We start from the raw sequence: 15,933 nt of genomic DNA on the forward strand, positions 1-15,933 counted from the left end.
CGGGTGGCGGCGGGCAGGCGGGTCAGGGGGTGGCGGCGTCGACCGCGGCCAGGAGGTCCGCCAGGTCGTAGCCGGCGTCGTGGCGGACCCCGTTGACGAAGAGGGTGGGGGCGGCGGCGACACCGCTGCGGATGCCGCCGACGAAGTCGCGCCGCACCCGGTCGCCGTGCGCCTGCCGTTCCACCTCCGCGGCGACCTCGTCGGCGGGCAGCCCGAGCTGCGCGATGCCGAGCGACAGGTGCACCGGGTCGAGCTGGTCCTGGTGCTCGTAGAGCCAGTCGTGCATCGCCCAGAACCGCCCCCGCCGCCCGGCCGCCTCGCTCGCCTCGGCGGCGTGCTCGGCGTACGGGTGCATGTTGACGATCGGGAAGTGCCGGTACGCCAGCCGCACCGTGTCGGCCCGCTGCCGCAGCAGCTCCCGCAGGTTCTGGTACGCGGCCCCGCAGAACCGGCACTGGAAGTCGCCGTACTCGACGATCGTCACCGGCGCGTCCACCGGCCCCCGGACGTGGTCGTCATCGGCCAGCGGGGTCCGCAGGCGGGCGGTGACCTGGAGTGGGGTGGTCATCCGGTCGTCACCCGCCGATCCGTGTCGAGGCGCTGCGGCGCGGCGCCGGGCACCGCGGCCGGCGGGCGGGACCCGGGCGCGGCGCGTCCGGGTCGGGTCGACCCCTTCGGATCAGTCATGTCTCCCAGGCTGGCCCGGGGCGGGGTGAGGGCGGCTCACCCCGCCCGGGTGGTTCCGCCTGCGGCGCGGCCACCCGGCCCGCCGGGGCGGGCGACGCGGCCGGGCGCGGCGGCTCAGCGCAGCACCGGGGCGACCGCGATGTGGTTCTGCACCTCGCGGATGCCCGGCGCGCACCAGGCGGTGCGTTCCACCTCGGCCCGCTCCGGCATCGAGTGGACGAGCCCGCCTAGCACCACCGTGTCGCCGTGCACCCGGACGGTGATCCGCTCCGCCTCGGTGGCCCGGTTGCGGGCGAGCGCGTCGACGATCCGCTCGGCCAGGACGTGCCCGTCCGGCCGGGTCTCGGGGCGGACGGTGATGCCGTTGCTGACCCCGCGTACGCCGGTCAGCCGGGCGACCGCCCGTTCGGCGGCGCGGCGCTGGTACTCCCAGTCGACCTCGCCGTGCAGCGTCACCCAGCCGTGCGAGACGGTCACGTCGAGCTGCTCCAGCGGGACGAACGCGTCCCACTCCAGCGCGTGCCCGGCCGCGGCGGCGATGTCCGGGTCGGCGCGTTCGGCGCCGGTGCCGAGTCGCACCGCCAGGTCGTTGGCGACCGCCCGGACACGGGCGACCCGGTGCGCCGCCCGTTCGGCGGCCCACTTCTTGGCATAGCTGTCGACCCGACCGGTCAGCGTGACCACGCCCTCGGAGACGGTCACGCCGATCTCGTGCGGCCGCACCCGGGGTTCCCAGGTCAGCTCGTCGAGGACGGCGGACTGGATGTCCTGGTCGGTACGGCTGATCGTCGCGATGGCCATCTGTCACTCCTCACGGGATAGCTGCCCGGTGCGCACGGGCCCGCCGGAGCCGATCCTGACGCGGTCGGGGGTGAGGGGTCCTCACCCGACCGGGGTGGCGTCGCTATGGGAGCGCTTCCATAAGCGCGCCGGATCGGCTAGGGTAAGCGCGTTCCTCGGGTGCGGGAGCCATCGCGCCGATGCCGGGGCCTGGGCAGCTCCGGTGCGTTCCGCACGTCCCCGTTGCCGGGCGTGGCCGTCCCACGTCCGCTCCCGGCGTCTCCACCCGGAAGGAACCGCAGATGCGGACAAGATCCGTCGGCGCGGTGGTGTCCGCGCTGGTCGTCGCCGCGGCCGTCGTGGCGGCACCGTTCACCGCGGCCGGCTCGCCCACCGCCGCCGCGGCCGCCGCCGAGGCGTACACCTGGAAGAACGTCCGGATCGACGGCGGCGGCTTCGTCCCCGGCATCGTCTTCAACCCCACCGAGAAGAACCTCGTCTACGCCCGCACCGACATCGGCGGGATGTACCGGTGGGAGCAGGCCAGCCAGTCCTGGAAGCCGCTGCTGGACTGGGTCGGCGCGGACAGGTGGGGCTGGAACGGCGTGGTCAGCGTCGCCACGGACCCGGTGCAGACCAACCGGGTGTACGCGGCGGTCGGCATGTACACCAACGACTGGGACCCGAACAACGGGGCCATCCTGCGCTCGGCCGACAAGGGCACCACCTGGCAGGTCACCGAGCTGCCGTTCAAGAACGGCGGGAACATGCCCGGTCGGGGCATGGGGGAGCGGCTCGCCGTCGACCCGAACAAGAACAGCGTCCTCTACTACGGCGCCGAGGGCGGCAACGGCCTGTGGCGCAGCACCGACTTCGGGGCGACCTGGGCGAAGGTGGCGAACTTCCCCAACGTCGGCAACTACCGGGCCGACCCCAGCGACCCGAACGGCTACAACGGCCAGAACCAGGGCCTGACCTGGGTCAGCTTCGACAAGAGCACGGGTACGCCGGGCAACGCCACGCAGACCGTCTACGTGGGCGTGGCCGACAAGGAGAATCCGGTCTACCGCACCACGAACGGCGGCGCCACCTGGGAGCGGATCGCCGGGCAGCCGACCGGCTACCTGGCGCACAAGGGCGTGGTGGACCCGGTGGGCGGCTTCCTCTACATCGCCACCAGCGACACCGGCGGCCCGTACGACGGGGGCAAGGGCGACGTCTGGAAGTTCCACCGCGCCACCGGCGCGTGGACGCGGATCAGCCCGATCCCCTCGACCAGCACCGACGCGTACTTCGGCTACAGCGGCCTCACCATCGACCGGCAGCGGCCGGACACCCTGATGGTGGCCACCCAGGTCTCGTGGTGGCCGGACGCGATCTTCTGGCGCAGCACCGACGGCGGCGCCACCTGGACCCGGATCTGGGAGTTCAGCAGCTACCCGAACAAGACCAGGCGCTACACCATGGACGTCAGCTCGGTGCCGTGGCTGACCTTCGGCGGCAACCCCGCCCCGCCGGAGGAGACCCCGAAGCTCGGCTGGATGAACGAGTCGGTCGAGATCGACCCGCACGACAGCAACCGGTTCATGTACGGCACCGGCGCCACCATCTACGGCAGCACCGACCTCACCAAGTGGGACACCGGCGGCCAGTTCACCATCAGGCCGATGGTGAAGGGCCTGGAGGAGACCGCGGTGCTCGACCTGGTCAGCCCGCCGTCGGGGGCTCCGCTGGTCAGCGCGCTCGGCGACATCGGCGGCTTCCGGCACACCGACCTGGACGCCGTGCCGCCGATGATGTTCACCCAGCCGAGCTTCACCAGCACGACCAGCCTGGACTACGCCGAGGCGAAGCCGAGCGTGCTGGTGCGGGCCGGCAACTTCGCCGACGCGGACCGCCCCGACGACAGCCACGTCGCGTTCTCCACCGACGGCGGGGCCAACTGGTTCCAGGGCAGCGAGCCGTCCGGCGTCAACAGCGGCGGTACGGTCGCCGCGTCGGCCGACGGCAGCCGGTTCGTCTGGGCGCCGGGCGACGCCGGCCAGCGGGTGGTGCACTCGGTCGGCTTCGGCGCCTCGTGGGCCCCGTCGAGCGGCGTACCGGCCAACGCGACGATCGAGTCCGACCGCGTGAACCCGAACAAGTTCTACGCCTTCGCGGGCGGCAGGCTCTACGTCAGCACCAACGGCGGGGCCGGCTTCACCGCCTCGGCGGCCACGGGCCTGCCCGCCACCGGCAACGTCAGGTTCAAGGCGCTGCCCGGCCGGGAGGGCGAGCTGTGGCTGGCCGGCGAGGGCGGGCTGTGGCGCTCCACCGACTCCGGGGCCACCTTCACCAAGCTGGGCAGGGTGAGCGCCGCCGGCAACGTCGGCTTCGGCAAGGCCGCGCCCGGCCGGACGTACCCGGCGCTGTACCTGTTCGGCACCGTCGACGGTCAGCCCGGCGTGCACCGCTCGGACGACACGGGCGCGACCTGGGTGCGGATCAACGACGACCAGCACCAGTACGGCAACGCGGGGGAGGCCCTGACCGGCGACCCCCGGGTCTACGGCCGGGTCTACCTCGGCACCAACGGCCGGGGCATCCTGGTGGCGGACCGGCTCGGCGGCACGCCCGACCCGACGCCGACCGGCTCCACCCCGCCGCCGACCACGCCCCCGCCGACCACCCCGCCCCCGACCACCCCGCCGCCCACCGGCGGTTGTGCCGCGACCTACCGGGTGACCGGCTCCTGGCAGGGCGGCTTCCAGGGCGAACTGGTGGTGCGGAACGCCGGCAGCTCGGCGATCGCCGGCTGGACGGTGGGCTGGACCTTCCCCGACGGCCAGCAGATCACCCAGCTCTGGGGCGGCACCCACACCCAGACCGGGGCGGCCGTCTCCGTCCGCGACGCCGGCTGGAACGGCGCCCTCGGCGCCGGCGCCAGCACCACCGTCGGCTTCCTCGGGAGCTGGACCGGCACCAACGGTGCACCGGCGACGGTCACCTGCACCAGCCGCTGACTCCGGCGCGGGCGGCCCGCACCCGGGCCGCCCGCGCGGGGCGCGGCGCGGACTCCGGTCCGCCGGGGCGGCCTGAGGGGTCCGGCGCCCCGGCGGACCGGGCCCTAGGCTCGGTGGCCTCAGCCGAGGGAAAGGGATTCACCCGTGAGTTCGATCAGGACGGCCTACCTGACCGCCGCGCGTTCGGCGCTCGACCTGCTCGCCGACCCGGCCGTGGCGGCCCGGTGGGACGAGCCGAGCGCGTTGCCGGAGTTCGGCGTCGGTGGCCTGGCCGGCCACCTCGCCAGCCAACTGTTCCAGGTCGCCACGGTGCTCGCCGAGCCGGTGCCCGCCGGCGAGCCGGTCGGTCTGCTCGACCACTACGCGCCGGCGAGGTGGATCGGGACCGCGCCGGACGACGAGGTGAACGTCGGCATCCGCCGGGCCGGCGAGGCCGTCGCGGCGGACGGGCCGGCGGCGCTGGTCGACCGGGCCACCGCCACGCTGGGCGAACTGGCCGCGGCGCTGTCGGCGCAGCCGGCCGACCGGGTGGTGCACCTGGCCAGGGGGCCCTGGTCGCTGACCCTGGACGACTACCTCACCACCCGGCTGATGGAGATCGCGGTGCACTCCGACGACCTCGCGGTCAGCGTCGGCGTACCGACCCCGGAGCTGCCCGCGGAGGTGCTCGATCCGGTGCTCTCCCTGCTGGCCCGCCTCGCCGTACGCCGGCACGGCCAGCCGGCGGTGCTGCGCGCGCTGACCCGGGCCGAGCGGGCGCCGGCCGACGTCACCGCCTTCTGACCCTCGACGCGGGATCCGTTCGATCCGCGGCAGGCCGGGCTGCCCGCCGAACCGGGCGCCCCGGCGGCCGTACCGGGCCGTGCGCGACGCCGGCTCGGCATCCGACACGGTGAGCCCCGGTCGACCGGGTGGTCGACCGGGGCCGGTGGAGTGCCCGTCCCGCGGGCGGTCAGCCGTCGAGGCCGACGGGGGAGTTGGGGCGGTCCACGTCGACGAACTCGATGTCGTCCATCGCCCGGTCGCCGCGACTGCCGGCGGCCCGCGCGGCGGTGCCGGCGGCCCAGCCGATCGCCGCGCCGACCAGCGCGGCACCGACCAGCAGCGTCCAGGGCAGCGCGGGCCGGCGACCGGCGAGCGCGTCGAAGGCCAGGGTGGCCCGGCGGCGGGCCTCGTCCGCCGCGGAGCCCATCAGGTCGCCGGCCTCGTCGGCGAAGCCGGAACCGCCCCGGCGGGCCGACCGGGCGGTGTCGCGGACGCTGTCGCCGGCGGAGCTGACCGCCGAGACCAGGTGCTGCCACGCCTGGTCCGCGATCCGCTCGGGCTTGCTGCGGCGGTCCAGCAGGTTGGTTCCGAACATGGTGGTTACCTCCTCGGGGTGCCGAAGCCGACGGCCACTTCGGACTTCGACGTCGCACCGGCGGTCACGGTTCGCTCGTCCCGCCTGTGCCCGGTCGGGCGGCTCCGCAAACCCCGGCGGGAACCGGCCGGCCGTGCGGCCGGGCCGGGTGCGGGAGCGCCGGTGTGGGCGTGACCACCCGGCGCCGGGCCCCGAAGGGCGTCAGCGGAGCGTGACCACCGCGGTCGCGCCGCCGGCGAAGTCGTCATCGTCGTCATCGTCGCCGCCGCCGAAGCCGCAGGCCAGCACGAGGGCCAGCAGCGCGCCGACACCGGCCAGCGCGGCAAGTCTCCTGATCATCGATCTTCCTTCCGTCGAGGTCCCCACTCTCGGAGCCGATGCTAGGCAGGACGGGCAACCCGCGGGGCGGAAGCGGTGCAGGCCACGCCCGGGAGGTCGGGTGCCGGGCGCTGCCGGCGGGGGACCGCTACCCTGGGTCGGCGACGCGTCAGCGCCAGCTGATCGTTGGGTGAATAAGAAGTAAAAAGTCCGGATAAGGGCGACTTGGTGCGCCCTCGTCCGCGAATTGCTCATCCCGAGGGGTGGCGACCGAGGCCGTTGGAGGAATACTCTCGGTCGCGGCCCGCGTACTGATGAGGCGCCCGTCGGACGGGCGAGTGGAGGTGCTCGCGTGAGCCTGTCGATCGTGAAGTCGGTTCTGCCCGGTGGTGTCATCGAGATCGCCCCCCGGGGCGAGATCGACGTCGACACCGCGTACGAGGTGCGCGAGGCGATCGCCGAGGTGCTGACCAAGGGGCGCCCCAGCCGGATCGAGCTCAACATGAGGCTTGTCACCTTCATCGACTCGGTCGGCATCAGCGCGATGGTCGCCGGCTTCCAGACCGCCGAGGTGAGCGGGGTCAAGCTCGTCGTCACCGAGCCGAGCCGGTTCGTGCACCGGCAGCTCTGGGTGACCGGCCTGCTCGGCCTCTTCGGCGCCCCCGAGCCCTACTACGCCGGCGCGCCCACCCCCGAGGTGCTCCCCGGCGCCTGACCGGCCGGTGACCGGCGGTCTCAGTCGCCGCCCAGCCCCGACAGGTCGACGTCTGCCGCCTCCGTGACCGCACGGATCGCGGTCACGGAGGCGTACCCGTCGGCCAGCAGGGCCAGGTCGGTGCCCGGCTGCACCGCCTGCCCGGGCTCCTCCAGGGACGTGCGCACGAAGCCGTGCCCCGACTCCGCCACCGTCATCTGCACCTGGCCGAAGCTGGCCAGCGTGCCCCGGCGCACCCCCCGCAGCCGGCCGTGCGGCAGGTCCGGCGCGTTGACGTTGAGCACGCTCTCCACCGGCCCTGCGGTGAGCCGGGGCAGGAGGTCCAGGGCGACCCGGGCGGCGGTCGACCAGTGCCGCTCGGAGTCGCGTACCCGGGCGGCGGCGGCCACCGCGGCGCCCCCGCTGGCGGCCGTCGCCTCCCCGGCCGAGAGCACGTCGAGGGAGACGGCCATCGCCCGGCAGCCGTTCGCGGCGGCCGTGAAGGCGGCGCCCACGGTGCCGGAGTGCAGCACCGCGCGGCCGGCGTTCGCGCCCCGGTTGATGCCGGAGAGCACCACGGCCGGCGGCGGCCCGAACGCGCCGTGCACCGCGATCAGCGCGATGAAGCCGGGTGAGCCGCCCACCCCGAACGCCGGCACCCCCGGCAGCTCCGGCAGCGGGTGCTCGCGGACGACCACGTGCCCGTTCTGCTCGACGGCGGTCATCGCGGCGCTGGTGCCGCTCGCCTCCTCCAGCGGGGCGGCCACGACCACGTCGAGGCCCCGGTCCGCCGCCGCCCGGGCCAGCGCCTGGATGCCCGGCGCGGCTATCCCGTCGTCGTTGGTGACCAGCACGCGCAGCGTCATCGCTCGGCCGCCCGGCCGGCCAGTTCGTCGGGGGTGGTCCGCTCCTGCGGCCGGCTGCCGGCCGGCACGAGACGCACCCGGTCGACGAGGCCGGTGATGGAGTCGAGCCGGCCGGTGCCGAGGCCGTGCCGCGTCACGTTGAGCGCCCCCGCGGCCGCCCCGGTCCGGATCGCGGTGCGCACGTCACCGCCCCGGGCGACCACGGCGGCCACCCCGGCGGTCATCGAGTCGCCCGCGCCGCGCGGGTCGGCGGCCTGCAACCGGGGCATCTCCACCTCGAACACCTCGCCGTCGACCAGGGCCAGGGCCGGCTTGTCGGCCCGGCTCACCACGACGTTCTCGGCGCCGCCGGCGTGCAGGTCGTACATCGCCCGGGTGAGCTGCTCCTCGTCCTCGCCCTCGGCCCGGCCGTCGGCGATGAGCTCCTCGTGGCTGACCTTGAGGAAGAAGACCCCGCTCTCCAGCACCGCGGTGAGGTGCTCGCCGGCCAGGTCGACCACCACCCGACTGCCGTTGGCGCCGAGGTCGGCGGCGAAGCGCCGGTAGAGGTCGGCCGGCACCAACGCGGGCTCGTTCGGCCCGCTCAGCACGCTGACCGGGGCGCGCAGCCCCTCGCCGAGCGCCAGGTTGTAGAGCTCGTCCAGCTCGTGCCGGCTGAGCGGCTGGCCGGGCACGTCCACGATCTCCTGCCGGGATCCCTCGCGGCGGTCGTGCACGTATCCGCCGCTGCCGGAGTCACGCAGCACCACCTTGAGGTCGACCCCCTCGCTGACCAGCAGCGGCTCCAGGACCTGGCCGATCTCGCCGCCGAGCGCGGTGCACAGCACCACGTCGACGCCGAGCGACAGCACCATCCGGGCCTGCCAGACGCCCTGGCCGCCGGGGTGCAGATGCAGCTCCGGAGCGTCGCTGGGCTGGTCGACGGTCACCGTCAGCCGGGGCGTGGGCGCGAAGACCATCACGTGCCCGCTCATCCGTCGTACCCGTTCATGCTCCCGCCTCCGCCGACGCTCGGTGACCCTTCAACAGCCGACGGTAGTCGGGCCGGAGGGCGGTTGGCCGGCATCCGCGCCGGTACGGGCGCGCCGTTGCCACCGCGCCGCGCGTGCGCGACGATCGGTCGACGGCAACGTGGGGAGACAGCGTGCTCAGGCGGGATTCCTTCAGCTACACCGTCCAGGCGCGCTGCTCCCTGGCCGAGGCCGCCGGGTTGCTCGCGGACCCGGCCCGGCAGGAGGACCTGCATCCGCTGATCGTCCGGGTCCGCCGGGTGGTGCCGCCCCGGCCCGGCGCGCGGGCCAGTTACCTCATCACCGACCGGTTGGCCGCCGGGCCGCTGCGGCTGCCGATCACCTACCAGGCCGATGTCCTGGTGGCCGGGCCGGAAGAGATCGTCACCGTGGCGCGGCAGCGGCCGGCCACCACCGTGCGCAACCGGACCCGGCTGCGGGCCGAGCCGGACGGCGTCGTCCGGATCGAGGTCGAGATCACCCTCGCCGCGCCCGCGCCGCTCTTCGGCTACGCCTTCCGTCAGGCGCGCGCGGCCCACCTGGGGCTGGCCGCCCGGCTGGGCGCCGTGCTGGACCGCGACTCCGGGCCGCCGGCCGGCTGAGCGCGGACGCCGACGACGCCCGACAGGCCCGCCCGGGCCGACGGGCGTACGCGTGGCACGGCCCCGGCGACCCGACGGGCGGGTCACCGGGGCCGGGGCGTCAGTAGACCGACAGGTGCACGTGGTTGGTGTGGTCGCTGGACGGGTCGCCGTTGGCGCCGCTGTACGACTTCCACCCGCTGCTGGGCAGCCAGATCTGCCTGTACCAGATCACGTAGAGCACGGCCAGCCGGTCGGCGTTCCTGACGAAGTACGCCGCCAGGTTGTTGCCGTACGTCCGGTCGCCGCCGGTGGCGTCGCCGCCGAACCCGCCCTTCTGCGCCGCGAAGTCGCAGGCCCGGCCCTTCGGGTGCTCGCCGGAGCCGCCGGGGCGGTAGCAGGAGACGTAGCGGGTGAAGCCGGCCGCCTTGGCCTGGTTGAGCGCGTGCAGGGTGCGCGGGGTGATGCAGCCGTTGGCGGGGGTGGGGTCGTTGACGCTGCACGACTCGGACGGCCAGGAGCCGTCGGAGTTGCGCGGCGCCGGCTTCGCCGTCGCGGTCGAGGTGCCGCGCGGCGCGCTGCCCCCGCCCGCGGCCTGCTGCTTCCGGTTGGCCACCGTCAGCGCCCGCTCGGCCTGCTCCTTGCGCTTGGCCATCAGCGTGACCTGCTTGCGCTGCTCCCGGATCTCGCCGTCCAGGGCGAGCTTGGTGCGGGTGGCCGCGTCGCGGGTCTCCTGAAGCTCGCGCAGGGCCCGGTCCTCGTTGGCGGCCACCGCGTCGAGGGCGGCGGCCCGGTCCATGAAGCCGTCCGGTGAGTTGCTGTTGAGCAGCGCGGACGCGACGCCGAGCCGGCCGCTGCGGTAGGCCACCCCGGCGATCTCGCCGACCTTCTCCGTCCGCTCGGTCAGCTGGGTCTCGGTCGTCTTGAGCTGCGCGGCGAGCTGCTGCTGCCGCCTGACCGACGTGTCGAGGGCCCGCTTGGCGTCGAGGTAGCCCTTGCTGGCGGCCTCCAGTTGGGCCCGCAGGGCGGGCGTGCCGCCCTCCTCGTCCTGCCCCGGCGCCGCGGCGAGCAGTCCGGCGCGGGGAGTGGCCGCCGCCGGGGCGGCGGTGACCGGGGCGACCGCGGCGCCGAGGGCGAGCGTCGCGGCGATCAGGGCCGCCATCCGGGCGGCGCGTCGTCGTACAGGTGCCATCACTGGCATACACGTGTCCTTCCGTCAGCCGCCGACCGGGTTAGCTGACGGGTTCGGGACGGAAGATCCCTACCGCTGACGCGGATGCACCCCACGAACATGGTTCCCCGGTTCGCCCCACCGGGCGATTAGGCGGCGGCCATCGCCGGCACCGGTGGGTGCCGCCTGGCGAAGGCCGGAACCGAGCCTACCGGTGCCGGTGTGACTGGTGCAGCGGGAGTGACTGCGGGTGACTGTCCGCTTACCGTCAAATCCGACATAAGTTGACAATACTCGCCCAGATTTAAGGTTGTGCTCATTACCACTCAACCGACCCGCAGGCCCCGGGGGACGTTCCGGGCTCGATCTGGAGCGTGGCGTGCTCGATCCGGAAGTCCTCGTGCAGCGCCGACCGGGCCGCGGTGAGGACCGCGCCGACCTCCGCGCCCGGTGCCATCGTCAGGTGCGCCGAGGCTACCTCCATGCCGGAGGTCAGCGTCCAGACGTGCAGGTCGTGCACCTCGGCGACGCCCGGCACGGCGGCCAGCCGGTCGTGCACCTTGGTGACCTCGAGGTGCTCCGGCGCGGCCTGCACCAGGATGCGCAGCGCGGCGCGCCCGAGCCGCCAGGTGCGGGGCAGGATGAACAGCCCGATCGCCACCGCCACCAGCGGGTCGGCCCACCACCAGTCGGTGACGGTGATCAGCAGCGCCGCGCCGATCACGCCGAGTGAGCCCAGCAGGTCGCCCAGCACCTCCAGGTAGGCGCCCTGCAGGTTGATGCTCTCCTTGGCCCCGGAGCGCAGCAGGGCGAAGGCGCCCACGTTGGCGAGCAGGCCGAGCAGGGCCACCGCGAGCATCGGGCCGGCAAGCACCTCCGGCGGGTCGCCGAACCGGCGGACCGCCTCGACGACCACGTAGACCGCGACGCCGGAGAGCAGCACGGCGTTGGCGAGGGCGGCCAGCACCTCCAACCGGTAGAGGCCGAAGGTGCGCTGCGGGTCCGCCCCGGCCCGCCGGGTGGCGGTGATCGCGGCGAGCGCCATGCCGATGCCGAGCACGTCGGTGAACATGTGCCCCGCGTCGCTGAGCAGGGCCAGCGAGCCGGTGCGGAAGGCGGTCACCGCCTCCGCCACCATCAGGGCGCCGAGCAGCGCGAACGCGGCCCAGAGCCGACCCCGGTGGCGGTGCGCGGCGTTCGCGACCGACCCGTGGTGGTGGTCATGACCTGCGCCCACGCGCCCACCCTCCGTCACCCGTCCGGATCCGCGTCCAAACTATGCTCACATCGCAATATATGCAAGTGGCCGCGGGGCGGGCCGGCGGCTCAGCCGACCGGGTCGACGGTGGTCAGCCGCTGGGTGGCCCGGGAGAGCGCGACGTAGAGCGTGCGTACGCCCGAGCCCGGGTCCGCCCGGATCTCGCCCGGGGCGACCAGGACCACCCCGTCGTACTCCATGCCCTTGGCCTCCAGGCTGGTCACCACCTGCAGGCGCGGCGCGGCCAGCCCGCCCAGCCACCCGGCCACCTCGTCCCGGCGGGGCACCGGGGTGATCACGCCGACGGTGCCCTCCACCTCGGCGAGCAGGGCCGTGGCCGCCTCCACCACGGCGGTCTCCAGCTCCGCCGGCGGCACCACCAGCTCGACCGGGTCGACGCCGGTGGAGCGCACCGCCGTGGGCAGCGGGAGGTCGGGGTGGAGCCGGCGGATCTCGGCCGCCGCGACCGCGAAGATCTCCGCCGAGTTGCGGTAGTTCGTGGTGAGGGTGAAGTGGTGCCGCTTGCGCCGGCCCAGCGCCTGGTCGCGGGCCCGGGACAGCTCGTCCGGGTCCCCGGTCCAGGCCGTCTGCGCCGGGTCGCCCACCACCGTCCACGAGGCCAGCCGCCCGCGCCGGCCGATCATGCGCCACTGCATCGGCGAGACGTCCTGCGACTCGTCGACCACCACGTGCGCGTACTCCCGGTAGTCCTCCGGGCGCTGGCGGGCCGCCTCGCGGGCGGCGCGCTGCCGGTCGGCGAACGTGCTCAGCTCGCGCACCCCGCCGGCCAACTGGTACGGGTCCCGCTTCGGCCGGGCCGGCTTCATCGGCTTGCCGAGCAGCGCGTCCAGCTCGTCCAGCAGCGCGATGTCGGCGATCGTCAGCCCGGCGCGGTCCAGGCTCCGGTACGCCTCCGCCAACAGCCGGATCTCGGCCCCGGAGAGGATCCCGCCGGCGTACCGGCGCAGCCGGTCGGGGCGGGCCAGCCAGCCCAGCACGTGTCGCGGGTGCAGTCGCGGCCACCACGCCTTGAGGAACTCCCGGAACTCCGGCCGCTCGACGATCTCGTCCTCGAACGCGCGCTGCTCGGGCAGCCGGCCGATGCCCAGCCGGCGGGCCTGGGCCCAGAGCGCGGCGAGGACGCCGTCGAAGCCGGCGCGGCGCACCTCGTTGCGGCGGGCGCCCCGGGGCATCGCCCGGTCCCGGACGGCGTCCAGCTCGCGGCGGTCCAGCCGGAGCAGCTCGCCCCGGTAGAGCAGGCGCAGCTCGGTGGGCCCCTCCGGCACCGCGTCCCGGGCGGCCCGCTCCAGCACCCGGCGCATCCGCAGCGAGCCCTTGACGGCCGCCACGGCCGGCGGGTCGGTGCGGGTGGCGCTCATGCCCGGGAAGAGGGTGCCCAGCGAGTGCAGCGTGGCGGTGTCCTCACCGAGCGAGGGCAGCACCGAGGCGATGTACTCGACGAAGACCGAGGACGGGCCGACCACCAGGATGCCGCCGCCGGCGTACCGGCTGCGGTCCGAGTAGAGCAGGTACGCCGCCCGGTGCAGGGCGACCGCCGTCTTGCCGGTGCCCGGGCCGCCGGACACGATCGTCACGCCCGACCCGGGGGAGCGGATCGCCTCGTCCTGCTCCCGCTGGATCGTGGCGACGATGTCCCGCATGCCCCGGCCGGTGGCCTTCGAGAGCGTGGCGAGCAGCGCGCCGTCGCCGACCACGGCCATGTCGGCGGGCGCGGCGGCCGGGTCGAGCAGGTCGTCCTCGATCCGGGTGACCCGCTCGCCGGATGACTGGATCATGCGTCGCCGCACCACGCCCAGCGGCTGCGCCGGGGTGGCCTGGTAGAAGGCGGCGGCGGCCGGGGCCCGCCAGTCGACCACCAGTGTCGTCGCGTCCTCGTCCCGGATGCCCAGCCGCCCGACGTGCAGCACCTGCCGGTCGCGCAGGTCCAGCCGCCCGAAGACCAGCCCCTCGTGCTCGGCGTCCAGCACGTGCCGTCGCTGCGCGGCGTGGAACACCATCGCGTCCCGCTCGACCAGGGCTCCGAAGTTGCCCACCCGCGCGAGCCGGTAGCCCTCCTTCTCGGCGCGGACCGCCGCCCGGCGCAGCTCGGCCAGCCGGGCGTACACCCGGTCGAGGTGCCGCTGCTCGACGGCGGTCTCCTGCGCCAGGGTGGTCTGGTCGGTCAACGGTCGCTCCTCCTGACGTCGGCGGCGGGCGGCGCGAACCGCGCGAACCGCGCCAGGCCAACCGCAAGAGGGTACGGCCCGCGCGCAACCAGCCGCGCCTGAGGTGCGGTAAAGGATCCCGCGTCACGTCGCCGGTCGCGCCGCGCCGGCCTCCCCGGCCGTCCGCGCCGGCGCTGCGGGTCGCGCCGCGCCGGCCCTCTCGGCCACCCGCACGGGCGCTGCGGGCCGCGCCGCCTCAGCCCTTCCGGGCGGTGGCGGGCGCGGCGGCCCCGGCGTCGGCGAGCACCTGGCGGAGCACCCCGCCCAGCGCCGCGTTGACCTCGGTGGGGCGTTCCATCATGAGCATGTGCCCGGCGCCCGGGCAGACGGTCAGCTCGGTCGCCGGGAGCGCGGCGGCGATCGACTCGGCGCACGGCGGCGGGGTGAGCCGGTCCCGGTCACCGACCAGCGCGGCCGCCGGCAGGTGGGCGAGCCTGGCGAGGGTGTCCAGCCGGTGTTGCGCCCCGATGGAGGCGCGGAACCCGCCGATCGAGCGGAGCGAGGCGCGTGCCACCGCCGAGGTCACCAGCCGGATGTCGGGCGGGTCGCAGCGGTCGCCGAAGAGCATCCAGCGGATGCTGGGGCGCAGGGCGCGCAGCAACGCCCGGGGCGGCCGCCAGGACCCGCACCGGGCCAGTACGCCGGCCCCGGTGGTCTCGGCCAGCCGGATCAATCGGGCGATCCGGGGCGAGAGGCCGTAGGCGGTGTGCGTGTGCCCCTCGGCCGTCGTCGAGACGAAGACCAGGCCCGCGGCCCGGGCGGCGAAGTGCTCGGGGTGCCGGTGCGCGTACTCCATGATCGTCATGCCGCCCATCGAGTGGCCGACGAGCACCACCCGGCCGGTCGGGGCCACCCGGTCGAGCACCGCCGCGAGGTCGTCGCCGAGCTGGGCGAGGGTGGCGGTGGGCAGCGCCATGCAGCTCGACCGGCCGTGCCCGCGGGCGTCGTAGGCCACCACCCGCACCGCGCCGTCGAAGCGTTCCCGCAGGTCGGAGAGCTGCTTGTGCCAGGCCCGCCCGTCCAGGGTCCAGCCGTGCAGCAGCACCACGGTGACCTCGGCGTCCGCCGGCCCGGTCGCCTCGACGTGCAGGCGTACGTCGTCGGGAAGACGTACCTCGACGTGCTCCGGCATCGCCACCTCCCCGGGCCGCGCTGGTCCGCAACACCGGGGGTACCCGGTGGTAACACCGGCTACCCCCCATGACACCACGCCAACCGTGCCGGTGAGAAGATTCGCAACCGGCGTCCGGGCGCGGCCCGGGCCCGCCAAGCTGGGGGCATGGGGTCGCCGCAGGCACCGCCGCCCGGACCCGCGCCGGCCGGGCGCGCGCCCGGCGGTACGCCCCGGGCCGCGCTGGCGGAGCTGCTCGCCGGCAACCGCCGGTTCGTCAGCGGCCAGCCGATCCACGGCCACGACGTCACCGCCGCCGCGGCGGCCGCCTCCGGCGACCAGCAGCCGTACGCGGTGCTGCTGGGCTGCATCGACTCGCGGGTGCCCCTGGAGGCGATCTTCGACCAGACGTTCGGCTCGATCTGCGTGATCCGCACCGGCGGGCACGTGCTCGACCGGGCGGTGCTCGGCTCCATCGAGTACGTGGTCGGCGAGCTGGGCGTACCGCTGGTGATGGTGCTGGGGCACGAGCGGTGCGGCGCGGTCGCCTCGGCGGTGGACGCGCTGCGCCGCGGGCGGCCACCGGGTGGTGCGCTGGCGCACCTGGTCGGGCAGATCGCCCCGGCGGTGGTCGAGGTGGGCGTCGACGACCCCCGGGTGCACCCGATGGCGATCCGGCGACACGTGTCGCGGACGGTGGCCGTGCTGCGTGCCGACGACCTGCTCGCCGGCCCGGTCGCCGCCGGCCGGCTGGCCGTGGTGGGCGCCCTCTACGACCTGGCCACCGGCGAGGTCACGCTCCTGCGGGAGTGAGTCCGCCGGGTGACGGCGACGGGTCGCACCGGTCGGCGCCGGTCGGGTGCGGACGCG

At 75.1% G+C, this 15,933-nt stretch carries 15 protein-coding genes and 1 riboswitch; of the genes, 5 read left to right on the forward strand and 10 right to left on the reverse strand.

Annotated features, from left to right (window positions below; all coding sequences use genetic code 11):
• Window positions 1-22: 22 nt before the first annotated feature.
• Window positions 23-568, reverse strand: a complete 546-nt coding sequence (locus tag ACGF7U_RS04930) for a DsbA family protein (protein ID WP_393103053.1) — start codon at window positions 566-568, stop codon at window positions 23-25.
• A gap of 233 nt (window positions 569-801) precedes the next feature.
• Window positions 802-1,488 carry a BON domain-containing protein gene (locus ACGF7U_RS04935; protein WP_393103055.1) on the reverse strand — a complete coding sequence of 229 codons (687 nt, stop codon included), beginning with the start codon at window positions 1,486-1,488 and terminating at the stop codon, window positions 802-804.
• A gap of 281 nt (window positions 1,489-1,769) precedes the next feature.
• Here ACGF7U_RS04935 and ACGF7U_RS04940 point away from each other — a divergent pair, with 281 nt between their 5' ends.
• Together ACGF7U_RS04940 and ACGF7U_RS04945 are read left to right on the forward strand one after the other, a co-directional pair.
• A complete protein-coding gene (locus tag ACGF7U_RS04940) occupies window positions 1,770-4,469 on the forward strand; it encodes a cellulose binding domain-containing protein (RefSeq protein WP_393103057.1) in 2,700 nt (899 codons plus the stop codon).
• A 144-nt stretch (window positions 4,470-4,613) separates the two neighbouring features.
• On the forward strand, window positions 4,614-5,252 hold the full coding sequence (locus tag ACGF7U_RS04945) for a maleylpyruvate isomerase N-terminal domain-containing protein (protein ID WP_393103059.1): 639 nt from the start codon (window positions 4,614-4,616) through the stop codon (window positions 5,250-5,252).
• 169 nt (window positions 5,253-5,421) lie between these two features.
• Here ACGF7U_RS04945 and ACGF7U_RS04950 read toward each other — a convergent pair whose 3' ends face one another.
• The gene (locus ACGF7U_RS04950; RefSeq protein ID WP_393103060.1) at window positions 5,422-5,829 is read right to left on the reverse strand and encodes a hypothetical protein; all 408 of its coding nucleotides are present in this window, start codon (window positions 5,827-5,829) and stop codon (window positions 5,422-5,424) included.
• 201 nt (window positions 5,830-6,030) lie between these two features.
• Window positions 6,031-6,168, reverse strand: coding sequence for a hypothetical protein (locus tag ACGF7U_RS04955; RefSeq protein WP_393103062.1), 138 nt, complete (start codon window positions 6,166-6,168; stop codon window positions 6,031-6,033).
• Window positions 6,169-6,499: 331 nt separating this feature from the next.
• Here ACGF7U_RS04955 and ACGF7U_RS04960 point away from each other — a divergent pair, with 331 nt between their 5' ends.
• Complete coding sequence (locus tag ACGF7U_RS04960) at window positions 6,500-6,862, forward strand: STAS domain-containing protein (RefSeq protein WP_393103064.1); 363 nt, start codon at window positions 6,500-6,502, stop codon at window positions 6,860-6,862.
• A 20-nt stretch (window positions 6,863-6,882) separates the two neighbouring features.
• Here ACGF7U_RS04960 and surE read toward each other — a convergent pair whose 3' ends face one another.
• Together surE and ACGF7U_RS04970 are read right to left on the reverse strand one after the other, a co-directional pair.
• On the reverse strand, window positions 6,883-7,707 hold the full coding sequence (gene surE / locus ACGF7U_RS04965; RefSeq protein WP_393103066.1) for a 5'/3'-nucleotidase SurE: 825 nt from the start codon (window positions 7,705-7,707) through the stop codon (window positions 6,883-6,885).
• Window positions 7,704-8,681 (reverse strand): 1-phosphofructokinase family hexose kinase, encoded by a 978-nt coding sequence (locus ACGF7U_RS04970; protein ID WP_393103068.1) that lies wholly within the window; start codon window positions 8,679-8,681, stop codon window positions 7,704-7,706. Before ACGF7U_RS04970 ends, surE begins: the two co-directional genes overlap by 4 nt.
• Window positions 8,682-8,851: 170 nt before the next feature.
• Here ACGF7U_RS04970 and ACGF7U_RS04975 point away from each other — a divergent pair, with 170 nt between their 5' ends.
• Window positions 8,852-9,319 carry an SRPBCC family protein gene (locus tag ACGF7U_RS04975; protein ID WP_393103070.1) on the forward strand — a complete coding sequence of 156 codons (468 nt, stop codon included), beginning with the start codon at window positions 8,852-8,854 and terminating at the stop codon, window positions 9,317-9,319.
• A 100-nt stretch (window positions 9,320-9,419) separates the two neighbouring features.
• On the opposite strand, the gene ACGF7U_RS04980 is transcribed toward ACGF7U_RS04975, so the two are convergent.
• The 4 genes from ACGF7U_RS04980 to ACGF7U_RS04995 all read right to left on the reverse strand — a co-directional run bounded on the left by ACGF7U_RS04980 (window position 9,420) and on the right by ACGF7U_RS04995 (window position 15,084).
• A complete protein-coding gene (locus ACGF7U_RS04980; RefSeq protein ID WP_393104117.1) occupies window positions 9,420-10,490 on the reverse strand; it encodes a coiled-coil domain-containing protein in 1,071 nt (356 codons plus the stop codon).
• A 13-nt stretch (window positions 10,491-10,503) separates the two neighbouring features.
• Window positions 10,504-10,635, reverse strand: a riboswitch (cyclic di-AMP (ydaO/yuaA leader).
• Between the two features lie 153 nt (window positions 10,636-10,788).
• A complete protein-coding gene (locus ACGF7U_RS04985; protein WP_393103072.1) occupies window positions 10,789-11,706 on the reverse strand; it encodes a cation diffusion facilitator family transporter in 918 nt (305 codons plus the stop codon).
• 89 nt (window positions 11,707-11,795) lie between these two features.
• On the reverse strand, window positions 11,796-13,913 hold the full coding sequence (locus tag ACGF7U_RS04990; RefSeq protein WP_393103074.1) for a HelD family protein: 2,118 nt from the start codon (window positions 13,911-13,913) through the stop codon (window positions 11,796-11,798).
• Window positions 13,914-14,148: 235 nt separating this feature from the next.
• Window positions 14,149-15,084: an alpha/beta fold hydrolase gene (locus tag ACGF7U_RS04995; protein ID WP_393103076.1), complete on the reverse strand. Its 936-nt coding sequence runs from the start codon at window positions 15,082-15,084 to the stop codon at window positions 14,149-14,151.
• A 147-nt stretch (window positions 15,085-15,231) separates the two neighbouring features.
• On the opposite strand from ACGF7U_RS04995, the gene ACGF7U_RS05000 reads away from it, so the two are divergent.
• Window positions 15,232-15,876 carry a carbonic anhydrase gene (locus tag ACGF7U_RS05000; protein ID WP_393103078.1) on the forward strand — a complete coding sequence of 215 codons (645 nt, stop codon included), beginning with the start codon at window positions 15,232-15,234 and terminating at the stop codon, window positions 15,874-15,876.
• Window positions 15,877-15,933 lie beyond the last annotated feature (57 nt).

Origin of the sequence: Micromonospora sp. NPDC047670, assembly GCF_043204915.1 — a bacterium.
Lineage (GTDB): Bacteria > Actinomycetota > Actinomycetes > Mycobacteriales > Micromonosporaceae > Micromonospora.